14 protein-coding genes are annotated in these 20,739 nt (G+C 35.0%); 3 read left to right on the top strand and 11 right to left on the bottom strand.

Annotated features, from left to right (window positions below):
- Positions 1-519 precede the first annotated feature (519 nt).
- Positions 520-1,326: an Fpg/Nei family DNA glycosylase gene (locus ACQUQZ_RS17545; protein ID WP_435356383.1), complete on the top strand. Its 807-nt coding sequence runs from the start codon at positions 520-522 to the stop codon at positions 1,324-1,326.
- Positions 1,327-1,371: 45 nt separating this feature from the next.
- Here the strand turns inward: ACQUQZ_RS17545 and ACQUQZ_RS17540 are convergent, their stop codons facing one another.
- From ACQUQZ_RS17540 to ACQUQZ_RS17530, 3 genes are all read right to left on the bottom strand, one after another.
- Positions 1,372-3,603 carry a transferrin receptor-like dimerization domain-containing protein gene (locus tag ACQUQZ_RS17540; RefSeq protein WP_435356382.1) on the bottom strand — a complete coding sequence of 744 codons (2,232 nt, stop codon included), beginning with the start codon at positions 3,601-3,603 and terminating at the stop codon, positions 1,372-1,374.
- A 156-nt stretch (positions 3,604-3,759) separates the two neighbouring features.
- On the bottom strand, positions 3,760-4,608 hold the full coding sequence (locus ACQUQZ_RS17535; protein WP_435356381.1) for a serine hydrolase: 849 nt from the start codon (positions 4,606-4,608) through the stop codon (positions 3,760-3,762).
- An 82-nt stretch (positions 4,609-4,690) separates the two neighbouring features.
- Positions 4,691-5,665 (bottom strand): polyprenyl synthetase family protein, encoded by a 975-nt coding sequence (locus ACQUQZ_RS17530; protein WP_435356380.1) that lies wholly within the window; start codon positions 5,663-5,665, stop codon positions 4,691-4,693.
- Between the two features lie 330 nt (positions 5,666-5,995).
- Between ACQUQZ_RS17530 and ACQUQZ_RS17525 the strand changes: the two genes are divergently transcribed.
- Positions 5,996-6,913, top strand: coding sequence for a patatin-like phospholipase family protein (locus ACQUQZ_RS17525; RefSeq protein WP_435356379.1), 918 nt, complete (start codon positions 5,996-5,998; stop codon positions 6,911-6,913).
- 40 nt (positions 6,914-6,953) lie between these two features.
- Here the strand turns inward: ACQUQZ_RS17525 and ACQUQZ_RS17520 are convergent, their stop codons facing one another.
- The 3 genes from ACQUQZ_RS17520 to ACQUQZ_RS17510 form a co-directional block, all read right to left on the bottom strand.
- Positions 6,954-8,225 carry a sterol desaturase family protein gene (locus ACQUQZ_RS17520; RefSeq protein WP_435356378.1) on the bottom strand — a complete coding sequence of 424 codons (1,272 nt, stop codon included), beginning with the start codon at positions 8,223-8,225 and terminating at the stop codon, positions 6,954-6,956.
- 133 nt (positions 8,226-8,358) lie between these two features.
- Positions 8,359-9,672 (bottom strand): porin, encoded by a 1,314-nt coding sequence (locus ACQUQZ_RS17515; RefSeq protein ID WP_435356377.1) that lies wholly within the window; start codon positions 9,670-9,672, stop codon positions 8,359-8,361.
- Between the two features lie 175 nt (positions 9,673-9,847).
- A complete protein-coding gene (locus tag ACQUQZ_RS17510; RefSeq protein ID WP_435356376.1) occupies positions 9,848-11,263 on the bottom strand; it encodes an inorganic phosphate transporter in 1,416 nt (471 codons plus the stop codon).
- 173 nt (positions 11,264-11,436) lie between these two features.
- Here ACQUQZ_RS17510 and ACQUQZ_RS17505 point away from each other — a divergent pair, with 173 nt between their 5' ends.
- Positions 11,437-11,937 (top strand): dihydrofolate reductase, encoded by a 501-nt coding sequence (locus ACQUQZ_RS17505; protein ID WP_435356375.1) that lies wholly within the window; start codon positions 11,437-11,439, stop codon positions 11,935-11,937.
- On the opposite strand, the gene ACQUQZ_RS17500 is transcribed toward ACQUQZ_RS17505, so the two are convergent.
- From ACQUQZ_RS17500 to ACQUQZ_RS17480, 5 genes are all read right to left on the bottom strand, one after another.
- Positions 11,930-13,669, bottom strand: a complete 1,740-nt coding sequence (locus ACQUQZ_RS17500; RefSeq protein WP_435356374.1) for a gliding motility-associated C-terminal domain-containing protein — start codon at positions 13,667-13,669, stop codon at positions 11,930-11,932. The genes ACQUQZ_RS17505 and ACQUQZ_RS17500 overlap by 8 nt on opposite strands.
- Positions 13,670-14,039: 370 nt before the next feature.
- Positions 14,040-15,551, bottom strand: a complete 1,512-nt coding sequence (locus ACQUQZ_RS17495) for a DUF4394 domain-containing protein (RefSeq protein ID WP_435356373.1) — start codon at positions 15,549-15,551, stop codon at positions 14,040-14,042.
- Positions 15,552-15,654: 103 nt separating this feature from the next.
- Complete coding sequence (locus ACQUQZ_RS17490) at positions 15,655-17,190, bottom strand: serine hydrolase (RefSeq protein WP_435356372.1); 1,536 nt, start codon at positions 17,188-17,190, stop codon at positions 15,655-15,657.
- 38 nt (positions 17,191-17,228) lie between these two features.
- The gene (locus ACQUQZ_RS17485; RefSeq protein ID WP_435356371.1) at positions 17,229-19,220 is read right to left on the bottom strand and encodes a tetratricopeptide repeat-containing sensor histidine kinase; all 1,992 of its coding nucleotides are present in this window, start codon (positions 19,218-19,220) and stop codon (positions 17,229-17,231) included.
- 190 nt (positions 19,221-19,410) lie between these two features.
- Positions 19,411-20,700: a 3-coathanger stack domain-containing protein gene (locus ACQUQZ_RS17480; protein WP_435356370.1), complete on the bottom strand. Its 1,290-nt coding sequence runs from the start codon at positions 20,698-20,700 to the stop codon at positions 19,411-19,413.
- Positions 20,701-20,739: the final 39 nt, after the last annotated feature.

The raw sequence follows: 20,739 nt of genomic DNA, 5'->3' as shown, positions 1-20,739 counted from the left end.
CGATAGCCGAAAAAAATGATAAAGCGAACGATGAGAACCATCCGTTGCTGCCCTGAAAGGAAATAGAATGAAAGAGAAAAACACTCTTTGAAACGATTTTATTGACGCAGAGGCTCCAATACGGATGTGCCTTTTTTAATACAGGTGCAAAATTAAGACCAATATTTTACATTGTCAAGTAAATATTAAATATTTTGTATTTTTTTTAGACAGTTACTTGAAGTGTGTAGCTTTAAACCATAAATCTAATGACGAAAATGAAGTAATAAATGCCAATTTATAGTAAGTTTTTAAGAAAAATCAATAGTCTTAGAATTATATTATATATAACTATTCCAAGATTTAGTAATTGTATTTTGAGCAATCAAAGATTGACAAAATTCTGTCTTGGAATTGTGAGAAAATGAAGTAGAAAATTTGGGAGATTTTTATGCAATTGCTCGTGATATACATTTAGAGTATTCACTATTAAACAAAAACTCTTAGAATGGGTTAAATCTACATATAAATATCATTATCATGCCCGAACTCCCTGAAGTAGAAACCTACCGTCGTTTTTTTGAAGAAACAAGTTTGTATCAATCCATCAGTGATGTTTATGTAGAAGATACCAAACTGCTCACAACTGATTATGATACGCTTGTTCATCAACTTAAAAACAAACAATTTATTGGAACAAAGCGAGTGGGTAAAAACCTATTTGCACAATTAGATGCACCTTATTGGCTACATTTTCATTTTGGTATGACGGGTGATTTGGCCTATTTTAAAGATGAAGAAGATACACCACGTTTTGCTCGAATCATCTTTCGTTTTGCGAATGGTTTTAAATTAGGATTTCTATGCCCAAGAAAGTTTGAACGAATTGGTATTGTAGAAGATATCGAAGCATATTTATCTCGCAAGAAAATAAATAAAGATGCTTTAGAAATTACTCTTGAAGAATTGAAGAAAAGTTTGGTCAAAAAGAAATCTCCCATCAAATCGGCATTACTCGACCAATCAACAGTGGCAGGAATTGGTAATTGGATTGTTGATGAAGTATTGTTTCAAGCGAAGATTCATCCCGAGAAAGTGTCAAGCCAATTATCTGAAAATGAAATAATTATGATTTACGAAGCGATGCGTTTGGTGATACAAACAGCGATTGATTCACAAGCCAATTATGATGATTTTCCCAAAAACTTTCTGATACACGCACGGGGTTGGGGAATCCAAAATATCGAAATTTTAATAGGAAAATGCCCCGAATGTGGTGAAAAAATTGAGATTACAAAAGTAGGTGGGCGAACGACTTTTTTCTGTGCGAATCGTCAGGTTTTGTAAAAAAAATACTCCTTAGGCAGATTATCTGCCTAAGGAGTATTTTTTTTATTTCCCTAATAAGCCAACCGCTAAATCAATCTGAGCAGTAAAATTATCTAATACTTTTGCCGTAATTTCTACGCCATTTTCAGTATCCTTCCATTTTCTTTGCTCAATTGATTCACGAATCAATGGCATTGTTTTTACACCGTAACCTGTATAATATCCTGGAGCATAAATTTGATGTTTATACCACGGACGCATCGGTAAACCTTCAGGTAATAATAGCGAACGTTCGGCTTTATATAAAATTTCGTTTAAGCGTTTCATTTGTTCAGCACTCAGTTTGTCAGCATTTTTACTTGCAGCTGCATAGTCATTGGCACTTTTTTCTAATCTTTGTAAAGCATTTTTTAAAGGAGCAAAATTAATAAAAGGTACTTCGTCTAATAACTTTACCGTGTAGGGTTTTGTAGGGTCAGTGGCAGCAGCAAAGCGTCCGTCTTTCACTAACTGGTTATTTTCATCGGTTTTACTACGTTGTGATTCAAGTAATTTTTCTACCTCATCGCTATAAATTTGCATGGTATTGGCAAAACTTTGAAATTCAAATGGCAATATTTCTGCATTAGCTAAGCGTAGAACCGTTCTTCCCATTGTTTTTGCTAAAGCTACACCATAAGAAAAATCAGGATCTTTGAATCTAACAAACATATCATAAGAATCATAAATCGAATGGTATTCTCCACCTTCTCCTTCTCCACCAAAGCCAACATTCATAGCAGAAATACCCAAATGCTGTAAGAAAGGTGTAAAATCTGACCCCGAGCCTAAAGCACCAATACGTAAATCGTTACGTGTTTTCGCTTCTTTTTTTCCATCAGGCGAGCCATTTACCAAGATACTTGAACGTAAACGCTCAGAAACACTGATATTTGTTTGTGGGTCAGTTACATTACGAGAAATTTGATTAAAGAATTTTTCTAATGTATGTGAACCACCCGCATATAAAAAACCACGCTCGTTTCCATCAGAATTGAGATAAACAACCGCCTTTTTTTGTAATTCTTCTTGAAAAGTCTCCGCCCACTCGGTTGAACCTAATAAACCAGGTTCTTCGCCATCCCAAGCACAATACACAATTGTTCTTTTTGGTTTCCAACCAGTTTTGACTAATTCTCCTACCGCTCTTGCTTCTTCCATCACAGCCACCATGCCGCTCAATGGGTCGGCAGCACCAAAAACCCATCCATCATGGTGATTACCACGCAAAATCCATTGGTCAGGCGATTCCGAACCTTTCATTACAGCAATTACATTGAAAAGTGGTTCTACTTTGAAATCAAACTCTAATTTTAAATGTACTTTTGCCGGCCCTGGCCCAATATGATAGGCAATGGGCAACTGCCCAGCCCAAGATTCTGGTGCGAGTCTGCCACCGATTGCTTTGAGTAAAGGCAAAGCATCAGCGTAAGAAATTGGCAGCACTGGTATTTTCATGATAGTGGTGGCATCTTTATAATCTAATCTTTTGGCGTTTTTAGTGTTGCCATAGCCTGGAGTCAATGGGTCGCCAGGTTGTACGGGCATATCTAAAACCGAACCTCGCTGCACCCCATTTTCATTGCGGAATGGCCCAGCTGGATAGACATCACCTTGTCCGTAACCGTCATCTTTTGGGTCGGAGTAAATGAGACAACCGATTGCTCCTTTTTCGGCAGCCAATTTAGGTTTTAATCCACGCCAAGAATTGCCATATTTTGCAATCGCAATTTTCCCTTTGATACTGATACCCATTTTTTCCAATACTTCGTAGTCGGCAGGTGTACCATAATTGACAAAAACTAACTCAGCCGTCACATCTCCATCACCGGAAAAACAGTTATAAGTAGGCAAATGGTCTTTCAGTTGGCTTGAAGTAGCATCTTCTTTCAGGGCTGGTTCAACCAATGATGCTTTAAAAACTGTTGGACTAACTAACTCTAATTGGCGAACTTTAGGTGTTGGAAAAAGTGTATATGAAGTATCTATTCTTGCTTCATAACCCCATGAACGAAACAAATCACGCATAAAAACTGCGTTGTCACGGTCATGTGGAGAGCCCACAAAATGAGGTTTTGATGACATTCGCTTAAGCCATTCTTGTAGATTTTTGGCATTTAAACGAGCATCAAACTCGGTTTCTAAATCTAATTGTTTTTGAATACTTTTGGCATCAAAGCCAAGTAAACTTTGCGAAAAAGTTTGATTACCGCTCAATATAAAAAGAGCAGCAATTAAAAATAAGGCTTTTTTCATAGCAATATTAATGAAGAAGTTTAGGTAAATAAAGAAGTAATCACAAGCAGTAAATATAAGTAATGTGCTTGGGATTTTGTAGAAATAATGGTGAAAAATTGAGATAAAGGAGATGTTTCTGCGAGAATATTTAGTATGAGAGGTTTATGATTTACATCACCTTAACTCCCTCCAACAAATCTCAGCTAAATCGCCAATGGCTTGCTCGGCGGCGGTTTCATCATTAAAACCCTCAATAAAAATAGAAATAATGAAAGGTTTAGTAGTATAAATAATCGCTGCATCGCCTCGTACATAAGGTAAACCACCTGTTTTATGAGCGATAATGAGGTCTTTTGGTAAATTTCTTGGAATTGTGGCGGTATCGGCACAGTTTTTCAGCATGCTTATCATTTCATCGCATAGGGTAGGAGTGGCCACCTTTTTATTATAAATCAGTCGCATCAAGGCATTGATTTCTACTACATTTACATAGTTTTCTCGGCCTTGTTTTACAGCTTCGGTGTCCATCATCACTCGGTTGAGGCGAGTTTTCATCATACCTAATTGGGCTAAATTTTGATTGATGGCTTCCATACCGATTTCATGAATCAAGATATTAGTCGCTGTATTGTCACTTGACCGAATCATTTCTTGAGCAATATCTCTGATAGTCAGTTGTTTGCCTTCTGCAATATTTGCTAAAATACCCGAACCACCCGTTTTTTCTGCATTGGTTAGCGTATGAATTTTATCTAAACTTAGCTCATGTTTTTTTACTTTTTCCATCAATTCTATCAAAATCGGAATCTTGATAACACTTGCGGATGGCACACGTTCGTCGGCTCTATGGCTAAAATATACTTTCCCCTCAATACTTTCCACCAACATTGTTACCTTAAACGTAGCAGGGAGTTTAGATAAATACTCTTCAATTTTAACTTTATTTACCTGCTTAAAAGAAGATTGAGCAAATGTAGAAACAACTAATAGGCTCATTATCAATGAATTGAAAATATTTTTCATTTTATATTGAAAATTCAAAATATACAACTTGTTTAATATTGTTTGTTTTTATTGAATAAGTTGTATAAAATATAAATATAGTTTATTTTGTACGTTCAATAGAAAATTGCACCAAGTCGTGTAGAGATTTACGAAAGGCAGAATCAGGGAAAGTAAATAGAATTTCATTAGCTTCTTGAACAAAGCGTTTCATTACTTCAGTTGTATATTGAATACCTCCTGATTTTTTAACAAAATCAATCACTTCTGTTACTTTTTTAGGGTTTTCAGAGTGATTTTTTACAAGATTAATGATATTGCGTTTTTCCGACCAAGAGGCATGATTTAAGGCGTAAATCAATGGCAATGTCATTTTCTTCTCTTTGATGTCAATGCCTGTTGGTTTTCCAATTTCAGCATCGCCATAGTCAAAAAGGTCATCTTTTATCTGAAAAGCCATACCAATTTTCTCGCCTAGAAGCTTGGCTTTTGCAACAATTTCAGCTGATACACCAACTGATGCTGCTCCAACTGCACAGCAAGAGGCCATTAATGATGCAGTTTTTTGACGAATTACTTCGTAATAAACATCTTCAGTAATATCGAGCTTGCGGGCTTTTTCTATTTGTAATAATTCACCTTCACTCAATTCTTTTACGGCAGTGGAAACAATTTTGAGCAAATCAAAATCTCCATTATCAACGCTCAATAGCAGCCCTCTTGATAATAAATAATCACCTACTAAAACAGCAATTTTGTTTTTCCAAAGAGCTTTGATAGAGAAAAAACCTCGTCTATAATTAGAGTCATCTACTACATCATCGTGTACGAGTGTAGCGGTATGAAGCAATTCAATTAAAGCTGCACCACGATAGGTGGCCTCATTGATTGTTCCGAGCGTACCAGCCGTTAAAAATACAAACATGGGTCTTACCTGCTTGCCTTTTCGGTGAATAATGTACTTCATTATTTGGTCGAGTAGCATTACATCGGTCTTCATTGACTGACGAAATTTCTTCTCGAAAATTTCCAAATCTTGCTCGATCGGGGCTTGTATTTGATTAATATCTAATGGCATGAAGAAGTGAGCAAAAAGTCGTTTTGCTCCGAGGGTACAATTTTACAACTGAATTCTGATTTATTGAGCAGAATTAATGAAAATAATATATTTTTAGTGTTATTGTTCAAAATATTCTTGGATTATACCAATTTTATAAATATTTTTTTATCTATCATTTGAGAAGTTTTCTAAATTTTTTTTCAAAAATAGCTAATTTCATCGTATAATTGAGAAAAGAATAAAAGGATTTAAATGTTTAGTGCAATTTTTAGTCTGATCTTTCTTTTTTTTAAGTGATAGGCTAATTTTTTAGGGATGTAAAGAGCGTTTTAATATAAATATTTTACAATGAAGGCATTAGTTTTGGGTGGTGGTTCGCTAAAAGGAGCTTGGCAAGTAGGTGTGATTCATGCGATTTTAGATACTGGATTTAAACCAGAAATGATTTATGGAATATCAGCAGGGGCATTGAATGGATCGTTTATGGTGAATGAAGCTGGAAAGCAATTTATCGAAAATGGAACAATTGATTGGGATTTAGTCAATAAAAAACTCCTGAAGTTTTGGTTAGAAAACATTACACAACCTTCTGATATTGGCGTCTTGAAATCGAAATTTTCACTTGGCATTGACACACTTTTAAGCAGATTTGATGGTTTGATTGATACAAATCCACTTCATGATAAGCTCAAGAAGCATTTGGATATGACCATTTTGCGTAGAAGCCCAATAAAGTTAAAAGTCGGTACTGTTAATATCAATACAGGGCAAATGCACTATGCAGACCCCTTAGAACAACATTTTTTAGATTATCTTCGAGCAAGTAGTTCTTTGCCGTTTATTATGCCAGCTATTCAAATTGGAGGCGATCATCGTGAGGCTTATATGGATGGTGGTTTGCGAGAAGTTGTACCGCTACGAAAAGCAATTGAAGATGGTGCGACTGAGATTTATTGTGTAGCTACGCATCCTAAAAATCGCCCTTTAGAACATTTCAACTATCGTAGTTTTTTTAGCTTAATAGAACGAATAAAAGATATCACAGTCAACCAATTTGAAAATAGTGATATTGAATGGGCAGAGAATTACGCCAAAAGCTATGGAAGTATTGGTTCGTTTAATATTACAAAAAAAGTTAAATTAACAGTTATTCGCCCAGAAGAACCGCTACATATCGAACTAACAGATTTTACAATTAAAGACATCAAAGAGATTATCAAACAGGGCTATGAGTATGGGCATGGAAAATTGTTCCCAAACCTGTAAGGTCTGAAAAGACGGGGTCGCCCAGACCTTACAGGTTTTTTTATGAAAATGCCATTTTCTCTTTTTCTCCACGAATTTCAAACCATACAAAATAAGCGGTAATGACTGTTGAAAGTAGAAAATAAGCCATCATTACGCTTGTAATCCAAGGATATTGCAAGCTGCTACCAAACCAATCTCCCATCGAATAAATGAGTGCAAAACCGATGATATTTTTAATAATTTCCCAAACAATTGCCTTCGGGTTTCTGTCCATTAACTCTGTGTAGGCAAAAATATTTAAGTAAATAAATCCACCATAAACAAACATATTGGGAACGCCAAATTTGGCAATATTACCATAGAAATAAAAAAGCATCCCGAAAGTGAAAATAAACTGAAACCAAACCCAAATTAGCATTGATATTGAGCTTTTTGGGGCATATTTTTCAAAATTATACGGATTTTCAATCTTTTTTTCAGGGAAGCGTACTTCTACATCAGCTGGCCTCCAGCCTGTGGGCATGAACCAAATACGGAGTTTATCTTTCCAACTGTTGGCATGATAGGCGTCTTTTATAAGTAGCCATAAGTGCTGAAAATTTATTTTTATCGGATTCCAAGTACTGGCTGGGCGAGTGATACCATAAACAGGTGGAACGTTGGGCAATTCTTCTTGAAAGGTACCGAAAAGTTTATCCCAAATAATAAAAATTTGTCCATGATTTTTATCTAAATATTCTGGATTGATGGCGTGATGTACTCGGTGGTGCGAGGGTGTAACGATGATTTTTTCGAGAATCCCCATTCTACCAATATAAACGGTATGGTACCAAAATTGAGCAAAAAGATGCAAGGGTGCTACAATAGCAATGACTTTTGGTTCTACACCCAACAAAGCAGCAGGCAATAAAAATATCGTGAATAAACTCACAAACGAAGAAATACTTTGACGTAAAGCACAAGCTAAATTGAATTCTTCACTGCTATGGTGGATAGCGTGCTTGTTCCAAAAAAAGTTGATTTCATGGGCCATTCTATGAACCAAATAGCCAGTTAAATCTAAAGAAATAAAAGCAATCATATAAACCCAAATTGTTGATTCAACTTTATAAATAGTCCAATGGCTAACCATCCATTCGTAAGAAAGAATAGAAACACTTAAGCCTAATACATCTTTAACAGAATTGGTGAAGCCCGAAGTAAGACTCGAAATCATGTCCATTGCCTTGAATGAATCTTTTTTGACAAAATATCCGTAAGCTTTTTCAAGTAGTACTAATGCCAAAAATATTGGACTGGCAATCATCAAAATTTTTCCGTAGGTTTCCATAATAGTATGCTTGCATAATGATATGGTACAAATTTATGAAAAAGTATTTTGATTTTTATGAAAGTGCAAAATTTTGCAAATAAAAAGTCCTACTGAAATACCAGTAGGACTTGAATAAACAAAAAAATATGTCTCAGAAACGATATTGTACTCGGCAAGTGAAGTTATTATCTTTTAAGTCAGAGGTATAATCTGTTAAAGTGGTCTTTTCATTTTTAGGCATTTCATACCAAAATGTCACTTTTAGATTATCATTTGGATAAATGACATAACCTAAACCTAATGTATTAAATCTAATATCTGCTGCTGTAAAAGCTTTACTGATTTCTGTACCTTTTACTTTTTTATTAGGGTCATACCAATCATATTTTGCTACAAATTGATGTTTTTTGCTACCTAAATGTTGTAAGAAATAAAAATAAGCACCATCAAAATTACGAATGTATAAGGGAGCATTTTTGCCATTAGCAGTTGGTATAACCCCAGGAGTTTCTGTTGTACTTTGTGTAGCAGTTTGTGTTCCTCTAATATACTCAGCTCTAAATTCGGTTTGCCCTACTTTGTTTGGTATTTTTATCTGCACATCAGCACCGTAGTAAGTACGTGGTGCAATTTTACCTACATTTGAAGCAGAAGAATCAACTACAAAAGATTGATTTCCTGACATTTTGTAGATATATTTAGTAAATTGCTCCATCCCACCAAATAAGCCTGAAACACTACCGCTGAAGATTAATTTACGAGAAACCTTGTAAGGTTTTAACGAAAGCCTTGTAATGACATCTTTATGGCTATCATAATCTGCTGTTCCTGCCAGACCTTGCCCATTAAAAACACCTATATCAAATTTAATATTTTTCATAAAATTCTTGATAACTCGGCTATCAAAAGTTGTCATAACACCAATATCACGCTCAGTTTTCATTAAAAGTTGAGACATCCTTCCACGTTCAGGAGCTTCACGATCACTAGAAGAATAGTTGACTTCAAAACCAAACGGTCGGGCAAACATTCCAGTTGTGAGAGAAAACATATTTAGTTTATTTTCGTAGATCCGACCCCAAAAATCTCTAATTACAACACCTCTTTCTGTGCCGTCAAACTGAAATACAAAATTTATTTGTGGCATATTATTCTTATCAAATCGAGCATAGTCGAAACGAATACGCCCACGGCGAAGCATGAAGCGATTATTAACATTTGCTGCATAATCTCCTCCATTAAAAGATTTAGCTCCTTCAGACTGAATAAACTGAAATTGAGGTTGCATATAACCGCTTATACCGACATATTCATACTTTTTGATTGTGAGTAACAGCCTTTTAACCATTGAAGTATCAAATTCCATCAAAGCTCCTTTTTGCTGCCCATGAACAACTGAAATGCTAAGACATAGCATAGCAAGAATCACCCCTCTCGTGAAGAGTGTTTTTGAGAAGATTTTCATATTGGTGTTTTTGTTAAATACGAGGTGTTAAGTCGTAAATTAAATAAGTTAGTACAATCCTAAATTATATTGCAGATAGATAAATTTAGGCAAAGGAATACTAGAGATAGTACTCAAGTACTATCTCTAATATTTTATTTAATCTTGAAATGATGTGTGTATGATTCTCAGAAGGTTATAACAACCAACGGAAGAATACGAATAATGAAGCCGAAAGAATAATCGCCACAGGTAAGGTCAAGACCCAAGCTAAAAGGATATTTTTGATTGTTCCAGCTTGCAAATTCTTGATACCTTTGCTTGCCACCATCGTACCTGCAATACCAGAAGATAAGGCGTGGGTAGTACTTACTGGAAGCTTGAACCAAGAAGCTAAACCAATGGTTGTAGCTGCAACTAATTCAGCCGAAGCACCTTGTGCGTATGTAAGATGAGATTTACCGATTTTTTCACCGACAGTTACTACAATACGTTTCCAGCCAATCATTGTTCCAAGACCAAGAGACAAAGAAATCATCAAAATTACCCACATAGGAGCATGGTCAGTAAATCTTCTGATACCTTTTTCTTCTTTAGTTGCGATGTCTTTTAAAATTGATTTGTTTGTATCGCTTAAAACAACATCTTCATCTTCAACCAATTTTTTAGTGTTGCTACTGATTGTCAAAAGAGCTTTACGAATATCTAAAGCATTCGCTTTCTCAACTTTGCCACTATCAGCAACATTATTCAAGAAAGCAATACTTTTGTTAATTTTAGCAATTTTTTCTTTCTCAGCGATATTGGCATGAGTTGTATCAATCAAAGCAATTTGCTTAGAAATCGTAGCTAATTCTGGTTGTAATGTTTTGAAATCAATGGTTTTGTTAATAGCAAAGTAAGTTGGTAAAATACCAATCAAGATTAACATTACTAAACCAATTCCTTTTTGACCATCATTTCTGCCGTGGAAAAAACTCACCAATGTACAGGTTGTTATCAATATAGCACGAATCCAGAATGGTGGGGCTTCATCTTTATTTGGTTCGTCAAAGACTTGTTTTCTGATAGATTTGCTTAGTAATCTACGTAGGGCAAACATCAAGAAAACAGCTAAAGCAAAACCTACCATAGGCGAAAGTAGAAGTGCTGAAAAAATTTCTTTTGCTTTATCCCAGTTTACTGCAGCCATACCCATTTTGTTGTCAGGAAGTAGTGCATAGCCCAATCCTACGCCCAAAATTGCACCAATCAAGGTGTGTGAGCTTGAAGCTGGAATACCAAAATACCAAGTTCCGAAGTTCCAAATAATGGCACTAAACAATAATGCAAGCACCATTGCGATACTATGGTAAACATTTTGGTCAATTAGTAGTTCTACAGGAAGCAAATTTACAATACTCATACCTACTCCAACACCGCCTGTTACAACTCCTACAAAGTTGATTAGGCCAGACCAAACAACAGCTTGTGTTGGCTTGAGTGAATTGGTATAAATTACGGTTGCAACAGCGTTGGCGGTATCATGAAATCCATTGATAAACTCAAAGGCACAAGCAGCCAAAAGGCAGAATGACAATAGCAGGAAAATGTCGGTTTCTAATCCAAACATAAGGTTTTAGTTTTTTTTATTAGTAATTGATTCTATTGGTGTCTGTAATTTTGATACAAAAGTGAGTATTTTTCATTAATCTTAGAAAAATACAATGTTATGAAATTGTTAAGTCTTAATAAACTTAAATTGTTTTTATCATATTTTTGCAAAAAACATTAAAAATACACAAAATGCCCATTATTTCATTAATTGCTGCTATGAGCCAGAATCGAGCGATAGGCTTGAATAATGCATTGCCTTGGACTCCCATTCCTGCCGACTGGGATAATTTGAAAGAAGTAACCAAAGGAAAAAAAATGATTATGGGGCGAAAAAGCTACGATAATCCACATAGAATTTGGTCCGAATTTGGTAATTTTGTTATTACACGGCAAGTTGATTACATAGTTGATGAGGGTTTTGAGGTGGTAGATAGTTTGGAAAAAGCCTTTGAAAAATGCAAAAATGAAGATGAAGTTTTTGTATTGGGTGGTGAAGAAATCTTTCGTTTAGCATTGCCATTTGCTGATAAAATTTACTTGACGCTTGTGCATGAAACCTTTGAGGGAGATGCTTTTTTTCCTGAATTTGATGAAACCCTTTTTGATATTATTGAGCAAAAAGATTTTAAAGTAGGTGAAAATACTCCTTATACAATTACTATTTTTACTTATCAGCGGAAGCCTATCTAAGTAAGGTAATTGCACCTTCATTTTTTATTAGTTTGCCATCATTGAGTTCGATAAATAAGCGATAAGTATAAATTCCTGTATCAACGATTTGTCCTTGAAAAGTACCATCCCAGCCATATTTTGGGTTGGATGGTGGAAAGTTTTCCCCAAAGAAAATATTTTCGCCCCAACGATTAAAAATACTCATTTCTTTGATTTGTTTGACACATTTCGCTCCGTAAACGAAAAATACGTCATTTTCTTGGTCATTGTTAGGCGAAAAAGCCTCAGGAGCGTAAACAGTGCTACACTGTAATACTTTTATAGTGATAAATTTACTTTTTGAGCAGACAGATTTTGTTACCAAAACAGTGTATTTGGTAGTTTCAGTGGGCTTTATCCAAGTTTCGGGGCATGAAGCACACGAAAGACCAACGGGTGAACTCCATTGATAACTAAAAGTTCCTGCAGGAGTAATCAAGGCATTGAGTTTTAAGCTATCACCTAAAGTGATGAGTGAGTCTTTGCTTGCAATTGAGATATCAAAATCGTGTACAGTTAAGTTAGTTGTGACAATACTATCACATTTGGCAGGTCGCTTGATGATAGTATTATATATGCCAGACGAATTATAAGTTTCATCTCCAACTTTAAAGTTTTCTCCCGCACAAATTGAAATCGTTTGACTATGTTTAATAATGGGGTTTACAGTCAAATTGAGCGTAACTGTACTATCACAAACTCCCGCCCGATTGATGACTTTGACATATTTCCCTGTTTTTTGATAGGTTTCATCGCCAACCACAATTTTTTCGCCTTCACAAAGTGTTGTTGTTATTGTGCTTGCTGTGTTTTGGTATTTTAGGGTGTAGTCTAATTGTAGTTCGCATTGGTCGTTGAGGCTTCCGATAGGTAATAATTTTACAAAATATTTATCGCCTAATTTTGCTTTAACTTTTAGCGTTGGTGTAGTTTCTCCTGTATTCCAAGTATATTTTCCAAAACCATCGGGAGCTTTTAGTGTCAAATAGCCATCTGCATCTGGACAAGTATAAGGTTGTTCTACTTCTGATTTAAGACATTGAGCATCAAAATAAGCATATCCAAAATGACTTTGCTTAGTACAACCATGAGCTGAAACTTCAATATTGATTGTTTGCCCAATATAATTCCGAAGGTCAATTGCTCCTTTAGTCCAATTTCTGTATTCTAAATCACCTTGGATTTTAAAACCTGTAACAGATCCTGATGACAAAAGTTGTACATCAAAGAAACTACAAGTCAACTCTTTGCCATTTTTGTCGGTTATTTGAATGCTAAAGCCAGGTTTTTGATAAGATTCATGGCCACGAGTATCGTTTTGTAGTACAACAGCAAATTGATATTGAAATAAAGTATTATCAGGCGTTACAAGAAAGGAAGTTTTGATGCGGTCGAAACGAGTCCCTCTTGTGGTATTGCCAATCCTTATTGAATAATTGCTACCAGGAGCAACCATCGGAATTTGTTCGGTGGTGATTTTAGGGTCGTTTCCATCACTTAATTTGGTAATTAAATGTTCGTTTTCAATCGAACCTACTCTTTCGGCAGAATAGATTGTTTTTGAGTTGGCATCGGTAACAGTTCCGTTAGTGAGTACCCAACCGAGCGTTGAACCTAACTCAAAACCGATATTACTACAATCTGTTTGTTGAGAACGCCCCGAAACCCATACAAACACCACAAAGAAAACAGAAAAGGCTATTTTTTTCATGAATATGAAACCACTTTTGAGAAAACAATATGAACGTATTGAAAAATGATAAAGTAAGCAAAATGCTTATAATCAAATAGTTATATTGGCTAAATTTTAAGTAAAACTTTATAAGAGTATCCAATGGCAGAGAGTGATAATATTCAGTAGGAAAGTATTCTATGAAATATTTGCACAGTATTTATAATGAGGGCAATTTTATAGATTTGGTTGGCTGGGCTGAAATTTTAATGAATAGGTTCAACAAATATGAGTAAAAATAATAATAAAATGAACAGAATTTATGTAATTTTTTAAGATATGTAATTTTTTAATTAAAACCAAAGCCTCAAGATGTAAATCTTGAGGCTTTGGTAAGGATTTTTTTTGATTAAAATCCTGTACCAATTGTAAATGCACGAACTGTATTTGGTAAATCGGCTACTTTGGTTGCTAAACCCGACATTAAATTGATGCTATATATAGCAGGTTTATCGCCAACTTTCAATGCTGCATATCCGATGCCACTTCGACTTGTAATATCAAACCCACCTGTGGCTTCAACATTGATTCCTAAAGTACCTACTTCTACTTGTGTACCGTTATTTGGAGGGTCTTGCTTATTAAGTTTATCTGTCATATTATCAATATTATATAATATTGTTGACGTGGTACCTGCAAAATTATTTGTATAAGCTGAAGCTGTGACACTTGGAGTATTTGGATTTAAAATGCCATCAACGGCGGCAATTGCCCCAGTTTCTGGGTGTAAACGAAGGTTTTGACCTGTATTACTAATGCAACGAATGCGGTCAACGGTTGGATTAAAATCAAAACCAAAAGATGTTCCTGACAATAATGTTGTAAATGGCGTTGTACCAACCACTGTTGCTGCTCCTGATGAAGTATTCAGTACATATAAGCGACTGCTACTACCCAAGGCGTATAATTGTCCAGTTGCCGGACGAATATCTATTCCTAAAATGGTTTCACCACTCTGCAAGCCTGTAATGGCTTTGCTGACAGGTGTACCTACATTCATAAAGTTAAAAATCAAGAGATTATTTGTTTCATCAACTGCATAAGAAACTGGTGAAGTTGGAATAGCCAATCCATTGATATTTCCAGCGGGTAAGTTACCTAATTTGGTTAATTTTCCATTCATTAAATCTACTTGGTGGAGTTCCCATTTTCCACCAACCATTACAGCTGTTAGAGCGGCATCGCCTGTTGGATTAATGTCAAAACCTGCTGACATGGTGATATCAGTGCCTAATGAACCGACTTCAACCAAAGTCCCATTGTTTGGAGGATCTTGTTTATAAAGTTTATCAGATTTTGCATCAATATCATACAAAACTGTACTTGTGGCACCAGCAGTATTATTTGTGTAAGCGACCGACTCTATGCTTGAGTTTGCTCCTCCATTGATACTTCCATCGGTGGCTGCAACTGCTCCTGTTTCAGGGTGTAAACGCAAATTTTGACCTGTATTAGTTACTAATCTGATTCTATCTACTGTTGGATTGAAATCAAGAGCGACTGAAGTACCATTAATTGTCGGATTGAGGGTAGTCGTTCCGATTACTCTTGCAACACCTGTTTCTTGATTAATAACATACAAACGATTTTGTGTACTTACTCCGTACAATTCACCTGTTGCAGGACGGAAATCAATAGCTGTTAAAGCATCGCTTGCAAGCAAACCTGTAATTGGAGTTGTTGCAGTTGCCATTTCTGAATTCATGGCATTGACTTTAATAAGTTGCTTACCATCGACGAGAGCAAAAAATGTCACATCAGGTTTTACTATATTCACGGTTTCTTCTTTACAAGAAAACATTGTAAAACCTAGAGCGATGAGCGATGCCATAACAAGCACCTTGAGTTTTGGAGTGTGCATATAAAATAAAGTTTTGTTTATTTTATATACGATACCATCAACTACTCGGTTTTATGGGTTTTATAATTTTTGGAATTGTTTAGGAGAAAATATATTTTTGAATCTATTTCTTTTCCTTACTATAAGCAATGCCATCTATCGAAAATCCTGTCACTTTTCCTTCAATATCAAGTGTAAAATGTACAATTGATTTTCCCCACCACCAATTGATGCTGCTTCCCATAAAAGTATCATAATGCCAATGTTGTAAAGGGAAATTGAAATGATTAGGCTGCTTTACAGTGAGGACATCATTTATTAAAGTTACTTCAGCATTGCCATAAACTTTATTGGCATACTTCCCTGAATATGCTTCTAATGCTAACGAGGGATGAGTATTTAATACTCGTTTAGCCAACTGCTCAGTTTCTTTTTTGCGTGCTTCATCGCTCAAGCCTTTGTATAAATGAAAGAAATCATTACTCCAATCATTGGTATTATCATGAAAACTCCATAAATCGAAAGCTTTATACATCAAGGCATGACGAATCTCGGTATGGTCGAGGTTTCCGAAAACATAAATAGAAATGCGTTCTTCTGGAATCATTCCATAAATTGCCACTAAACCATCTAAACTTCCTGTATGGAATTGCACCATTTTTCCACGATAATCATGCTGAAACCAACCAAGACCATAGCTTGTCCAATGAGGTTTGGTTAGCTTAGTAGTTGGATAAAAATCGTTAGGTGGAATAAGTGCTTGTGGCTTGAATAATTCGGCAAAAGTTTCGGCTTTTAGTAAGCGATTTTTGTTGATTTTGGTGCTGTCTTGAATAAATTGTAACCATTTGCTGATGTCATCGGCAGACGACCAAACACCACCTGCAGCACCTACATTATCGCCATCTAAATAACTAATGGTTCTTACTTCGTCTTGCTTTTCTTTGTCTTTGAAATGCGGTGTTGTTTTGCTGGCACTTGTTGGAATTTTTGAATAATCAGCATAAGTATTATTCATCCCAATAGGTTTGAAAAGTCTTTCTGTTATAAAATCATCCCAAGTTTTACCGCTAACTTTTTTTATCACTTCGCCCGCCACCATATACATCAAATTTTGATAAGTGTAAGAAGAACGTAGCGAATATGATAATGGAATAGCTTGCATTCGTTGTAAGATTTCTTCACGGGAATAACCTAAAACCCATAGCATATCGGCATTTCCGAGGCCTGTATTATGTGTAAAAAGGTCTTTTACAGTAATTTCAGCAGTTACGTACGGATTCGATAATTTAAATTCGGGAAGAATGTTAGTGACAATATCGCTCCATTTTACTTTGCCTTCATCGACTAAAATAGCCATACAAATAGCCGTCATAGCCTTGGTTGTAGAGGCACAAGTGGATAGTGTAGCGGTCGTATAAGGCGTTTTATCGGTGATATTTTGTACACCAAAACCTTTCTTTAAAACCACATTCCCATCTTTCACAACTACTACCGAAAGTCCAGGTGTTTTCCAAGTAGATAAGGAATTTTGGATATAGTTGTCAAGGATTTCTGGGAGTTGAGCATCAGTAAGTGTTTTTTTTTCGACTATTGCTTTTTGAGCAAATATTGAAGAAGAAAACATCAAAAAACTACATAAAATAAAGAATCGTTTCATAGGAAAAGTGGTTTTAAGGAGAAAACAAATCTAATCAATTATTTAGAAAATGTTATAGGTAATTTTATAATAAAAGTACTTCCTTCTCCCTCAAATGAATTAACTTCAATTGTGCCTGCATGCCCTTTGGTAATAATATCATAAGCTAATGAAAGTCCTAAACCTGTGCCTTGCCCAGTAGGTTTGGTGGTGAAAAACGGTTGAAAGATTTTAGCTTTGGTAGCTTCTGACATTCCTATGCCATTATCCTTTACTTTTATAGTCAATTGATTATCAATGTTTTCTGTACTAATTATAACTTTTGGTTCATAAATATCCAAACCTGTAAGGTCTTGCAGACCTTGCAGGTTTTTTCGCTGCGAAACAGCATAAAAAGCATTATTAATCAAATTCAACAAAACCCGACCAATATCTTGAGTGACAACTTCGATTTTAGGTAAGTTTTCATCAAAATGCGTTTCTAAAGTTGCATTGAAATCTTTGTCTTTTGCTCGTAGTCCATGATATGCCAGTCTTAAATATTCATCTGCCAAAGCATTCATGTCAGTCAATTCTTTCACACCAGAGCTTGTGCGAGCATGTTCGAGCATACCTTTTACAATATTACTTGCTCGTTTGCCATGATAGTTGATTTTTTCTTGGTTTTGACTTAAATCATTTGCTAAATCATCAATTAATTCCCAATCTTTTTCAGGCTTTTTGATTTCTTCTTTTAACTCTTTTGCTAAATCGACACTCAATTCTGAGAAATTATTGACGAAATTTAATGGGTTTTGAATTTCATGGGCAATCCCTGCCGTAAGTTCGCCTAAAGAAGCTAACTTTTCAGATTGGATGAGTTGAGCTTCAGTAGCTTTGAGTTGGATAAGAGCCTTTTCTGCTTTTTCTCTTTGAAGATTTATCTCTTCTTTTTGGCGAGAGAGTAAATTATTTGCTTTTTGTTTATGTTGATTATTCCTCCACAAAAGAAATACTACTCCTAGAGAAGCGATGATAATGACGAGTAAAACATACAACTTTATTTTATTTTGATTTTCCTGTATTTGTGTAGATAATTTTTGCTGGTGTAATTTTTCATTAAAGGCAAATGCTTGTGCTTCTCTAATTTTTTGTCGATTAAATAAATTATTTCTTAACGTTTCAGATATTTTTAGGTATTTTATGGTACTGTCTTTGATACCTTTTTTTTCATAAAGTTTTGCTAATTGTGTTGAAGCCCGCAACTTACCTTCAGCATAGGAATTTACACCTTCTACATCAATAGATTTTCGTGCATAATAAATAGATGAATCTCTTTTGCCCGCCAATTCATATTCTATTGACATTTTATTATAAATGTCCACTAAGTCTATATAAACGAAATACTTGATAGCAACTGGAATTCCCTTTCTATAATAATCAAATGCCAAATCTCTCTGTTTCAGTTTTAGATATATATTCCCAAGTATCAAATATAGTCCGCTCCATATTTTTGTAAGTTTATTTGCTTTAAGCCCATAATAAAGTGCTGAATCAAGTTGATTACTTCTTTCATAAATTGAGCTAACAAGACCTAATGCATTGGGTTCTAACCTTAAGTTTTTAGAATAATTCAAACCTTTATAAGCAAATTTTAGAGCTTCTTTATAATCTTCTTGTTCTCTATAACAAACTCCGAGCATCATATAAGCTATACAAATAGATAGCGAATCTTGTAGCTTTTCGCTGACAGCTATGTTTTCAAATCCATAGTACAAAGCAGATGTAAAATTACCCGAAATTGTTAAAGCCGTACTTATCTCTGCTAAACTAATTACTTCTCCTTTTTTATCATTAAGTTTTTTTGAAAGTTCTAATTTTTGTTTAGCATAGACCAACCCTGTATCTACATTATTATAAAGGTATGAATCTACCAATTCACCAAGCAGACGGAACTTAGTTGTATCGGCTTGGGCAGTTACTAATTGTTGTTTCAATGTTAATCTTACATCTTGCTTATTTTGGGCAAAGCCAACACCATAAGTAAGTGCGAGAAGAAGAGTAAAGGTCATTATTTTCATGCAGAAGACGTTCCATTTTGGTTAGTAAATGGAAATAAAGATATAAATTTTTATTCTGTTTGTGCAAATACAGACCTTTAACTTTATTGAACGGAAGGAAGACGAAGGCTAACCAAAAGAGAAGAGAAAAGAATTTTAGAAGAGATGGTTGTTTTGTAGTAAATTACATTTGAAAAATTGCTCACTCATCACAAGGATTGGCACTAATTTCAGCTTTGAAAATGGCACCACTATTTACTTTAAATCCAGGTTGTAGAAGAATCGTTTGACCTGTTTGATAATGGGTAGAAGCATTGGATATTTTGTTATTGGCATCAATCAATATTTTCGATTTAATCGTAGCATTTACTGATAAGTCATCATTTTTACTGCTTAATGCAATCACATTATCGCAGGGATTATTTTGCTTCTGATAGGCAAACTGACGGATTTCACTTACCGTACCAGCCAAAAAGCTAAAATTAAGTGTGGTCGAATTATTAGGAGTTGTACAAGGTTCGCCACACGGGAAACCATAAGTGCTAAAAGAAAAAGTGCCGAATGAATATTTTTGTTCATCACTACAAGTAAGTAGAGGTAAAGGACACTCATTTTTATATTGTTTTTCAGCATATAAAAACCTAAAACGAGTATCAGTTGTATAAATTCCCATGCCAAAATCATCTTGGTTGGTCATCATCACCCAATTTTCAGTAGGAATATCCCATACATTGCTTTGATTTCGAGAAAAATTAGTACCTGATTGAACTGCTTGATTGGTAAAAGGATTTGCCTCGTTATAAGTTTGCCATTTATTAGCAAAAGGGTAGTTGATATTGGCAAATAAATGTAACGAAACTCCTGTATTGGTATTACTGACAAAATAAGGAATATTTCGAACTTGTTTTGCTGTAAAATTTGCTGAAATGCCAGACAAACTCACCCAATATTCGTTATATGCTCCAGCATCAATTTTTTTATATATACTATTTTCATTATTTATAAATCCCCATTCCCAAAGCTTTGACTTGATATATAAAATACCTTTTTGCTTATTAAAAATAATTTTTTCGGGTAATCCGCCTAAATTTTCTAAGTTATTAAAATGTTGGTTATAGAAATTTCCCTGAGGAAGACCGTTCCATTCTCTTGAACCGCCCCCTGCTTCGAGATAAACTTCTGATAAATATTTTGCAGTAGGGTAGGGTCTCCAAGTAGATGGAGCATCGGGATAAATTCTTGCTTCAAAACCTGCTTGTCGGCCAGCATCATGGTTGTTGATAATATTTATTCCATTCGTTTTTCTTTCAAAATAACTGACAACACCCCCCATTCGTTTATCAAAACCAATACGGATGATACCATTGTCTAAAAAATAATGCACACTATCTTCTAAGAAAATAGTAGAGTCTGTTTTTGAGAAAACAACCGATGATTGAAAACAATAAATAAGGAAAAATAGTATCTTTATAGTACTGAAACTTGTTTTCATAAATAAAGTTGCTTGGGTCAAGTAAACTGACAAATATAC

Source organism: Emticicia sp. SJ17W-69 (assembly GCF_051209875.1).
In the GTDB taxonomy this organism is placed as follows: domain Bacteria; phylum Bacteroidota; class Bacteroidia; order Cytophagales; family Spirosomataceae; genus Emticicia.
This window is presented reverse-complemented; position numbering and strand designations above follow the sequence as displayed.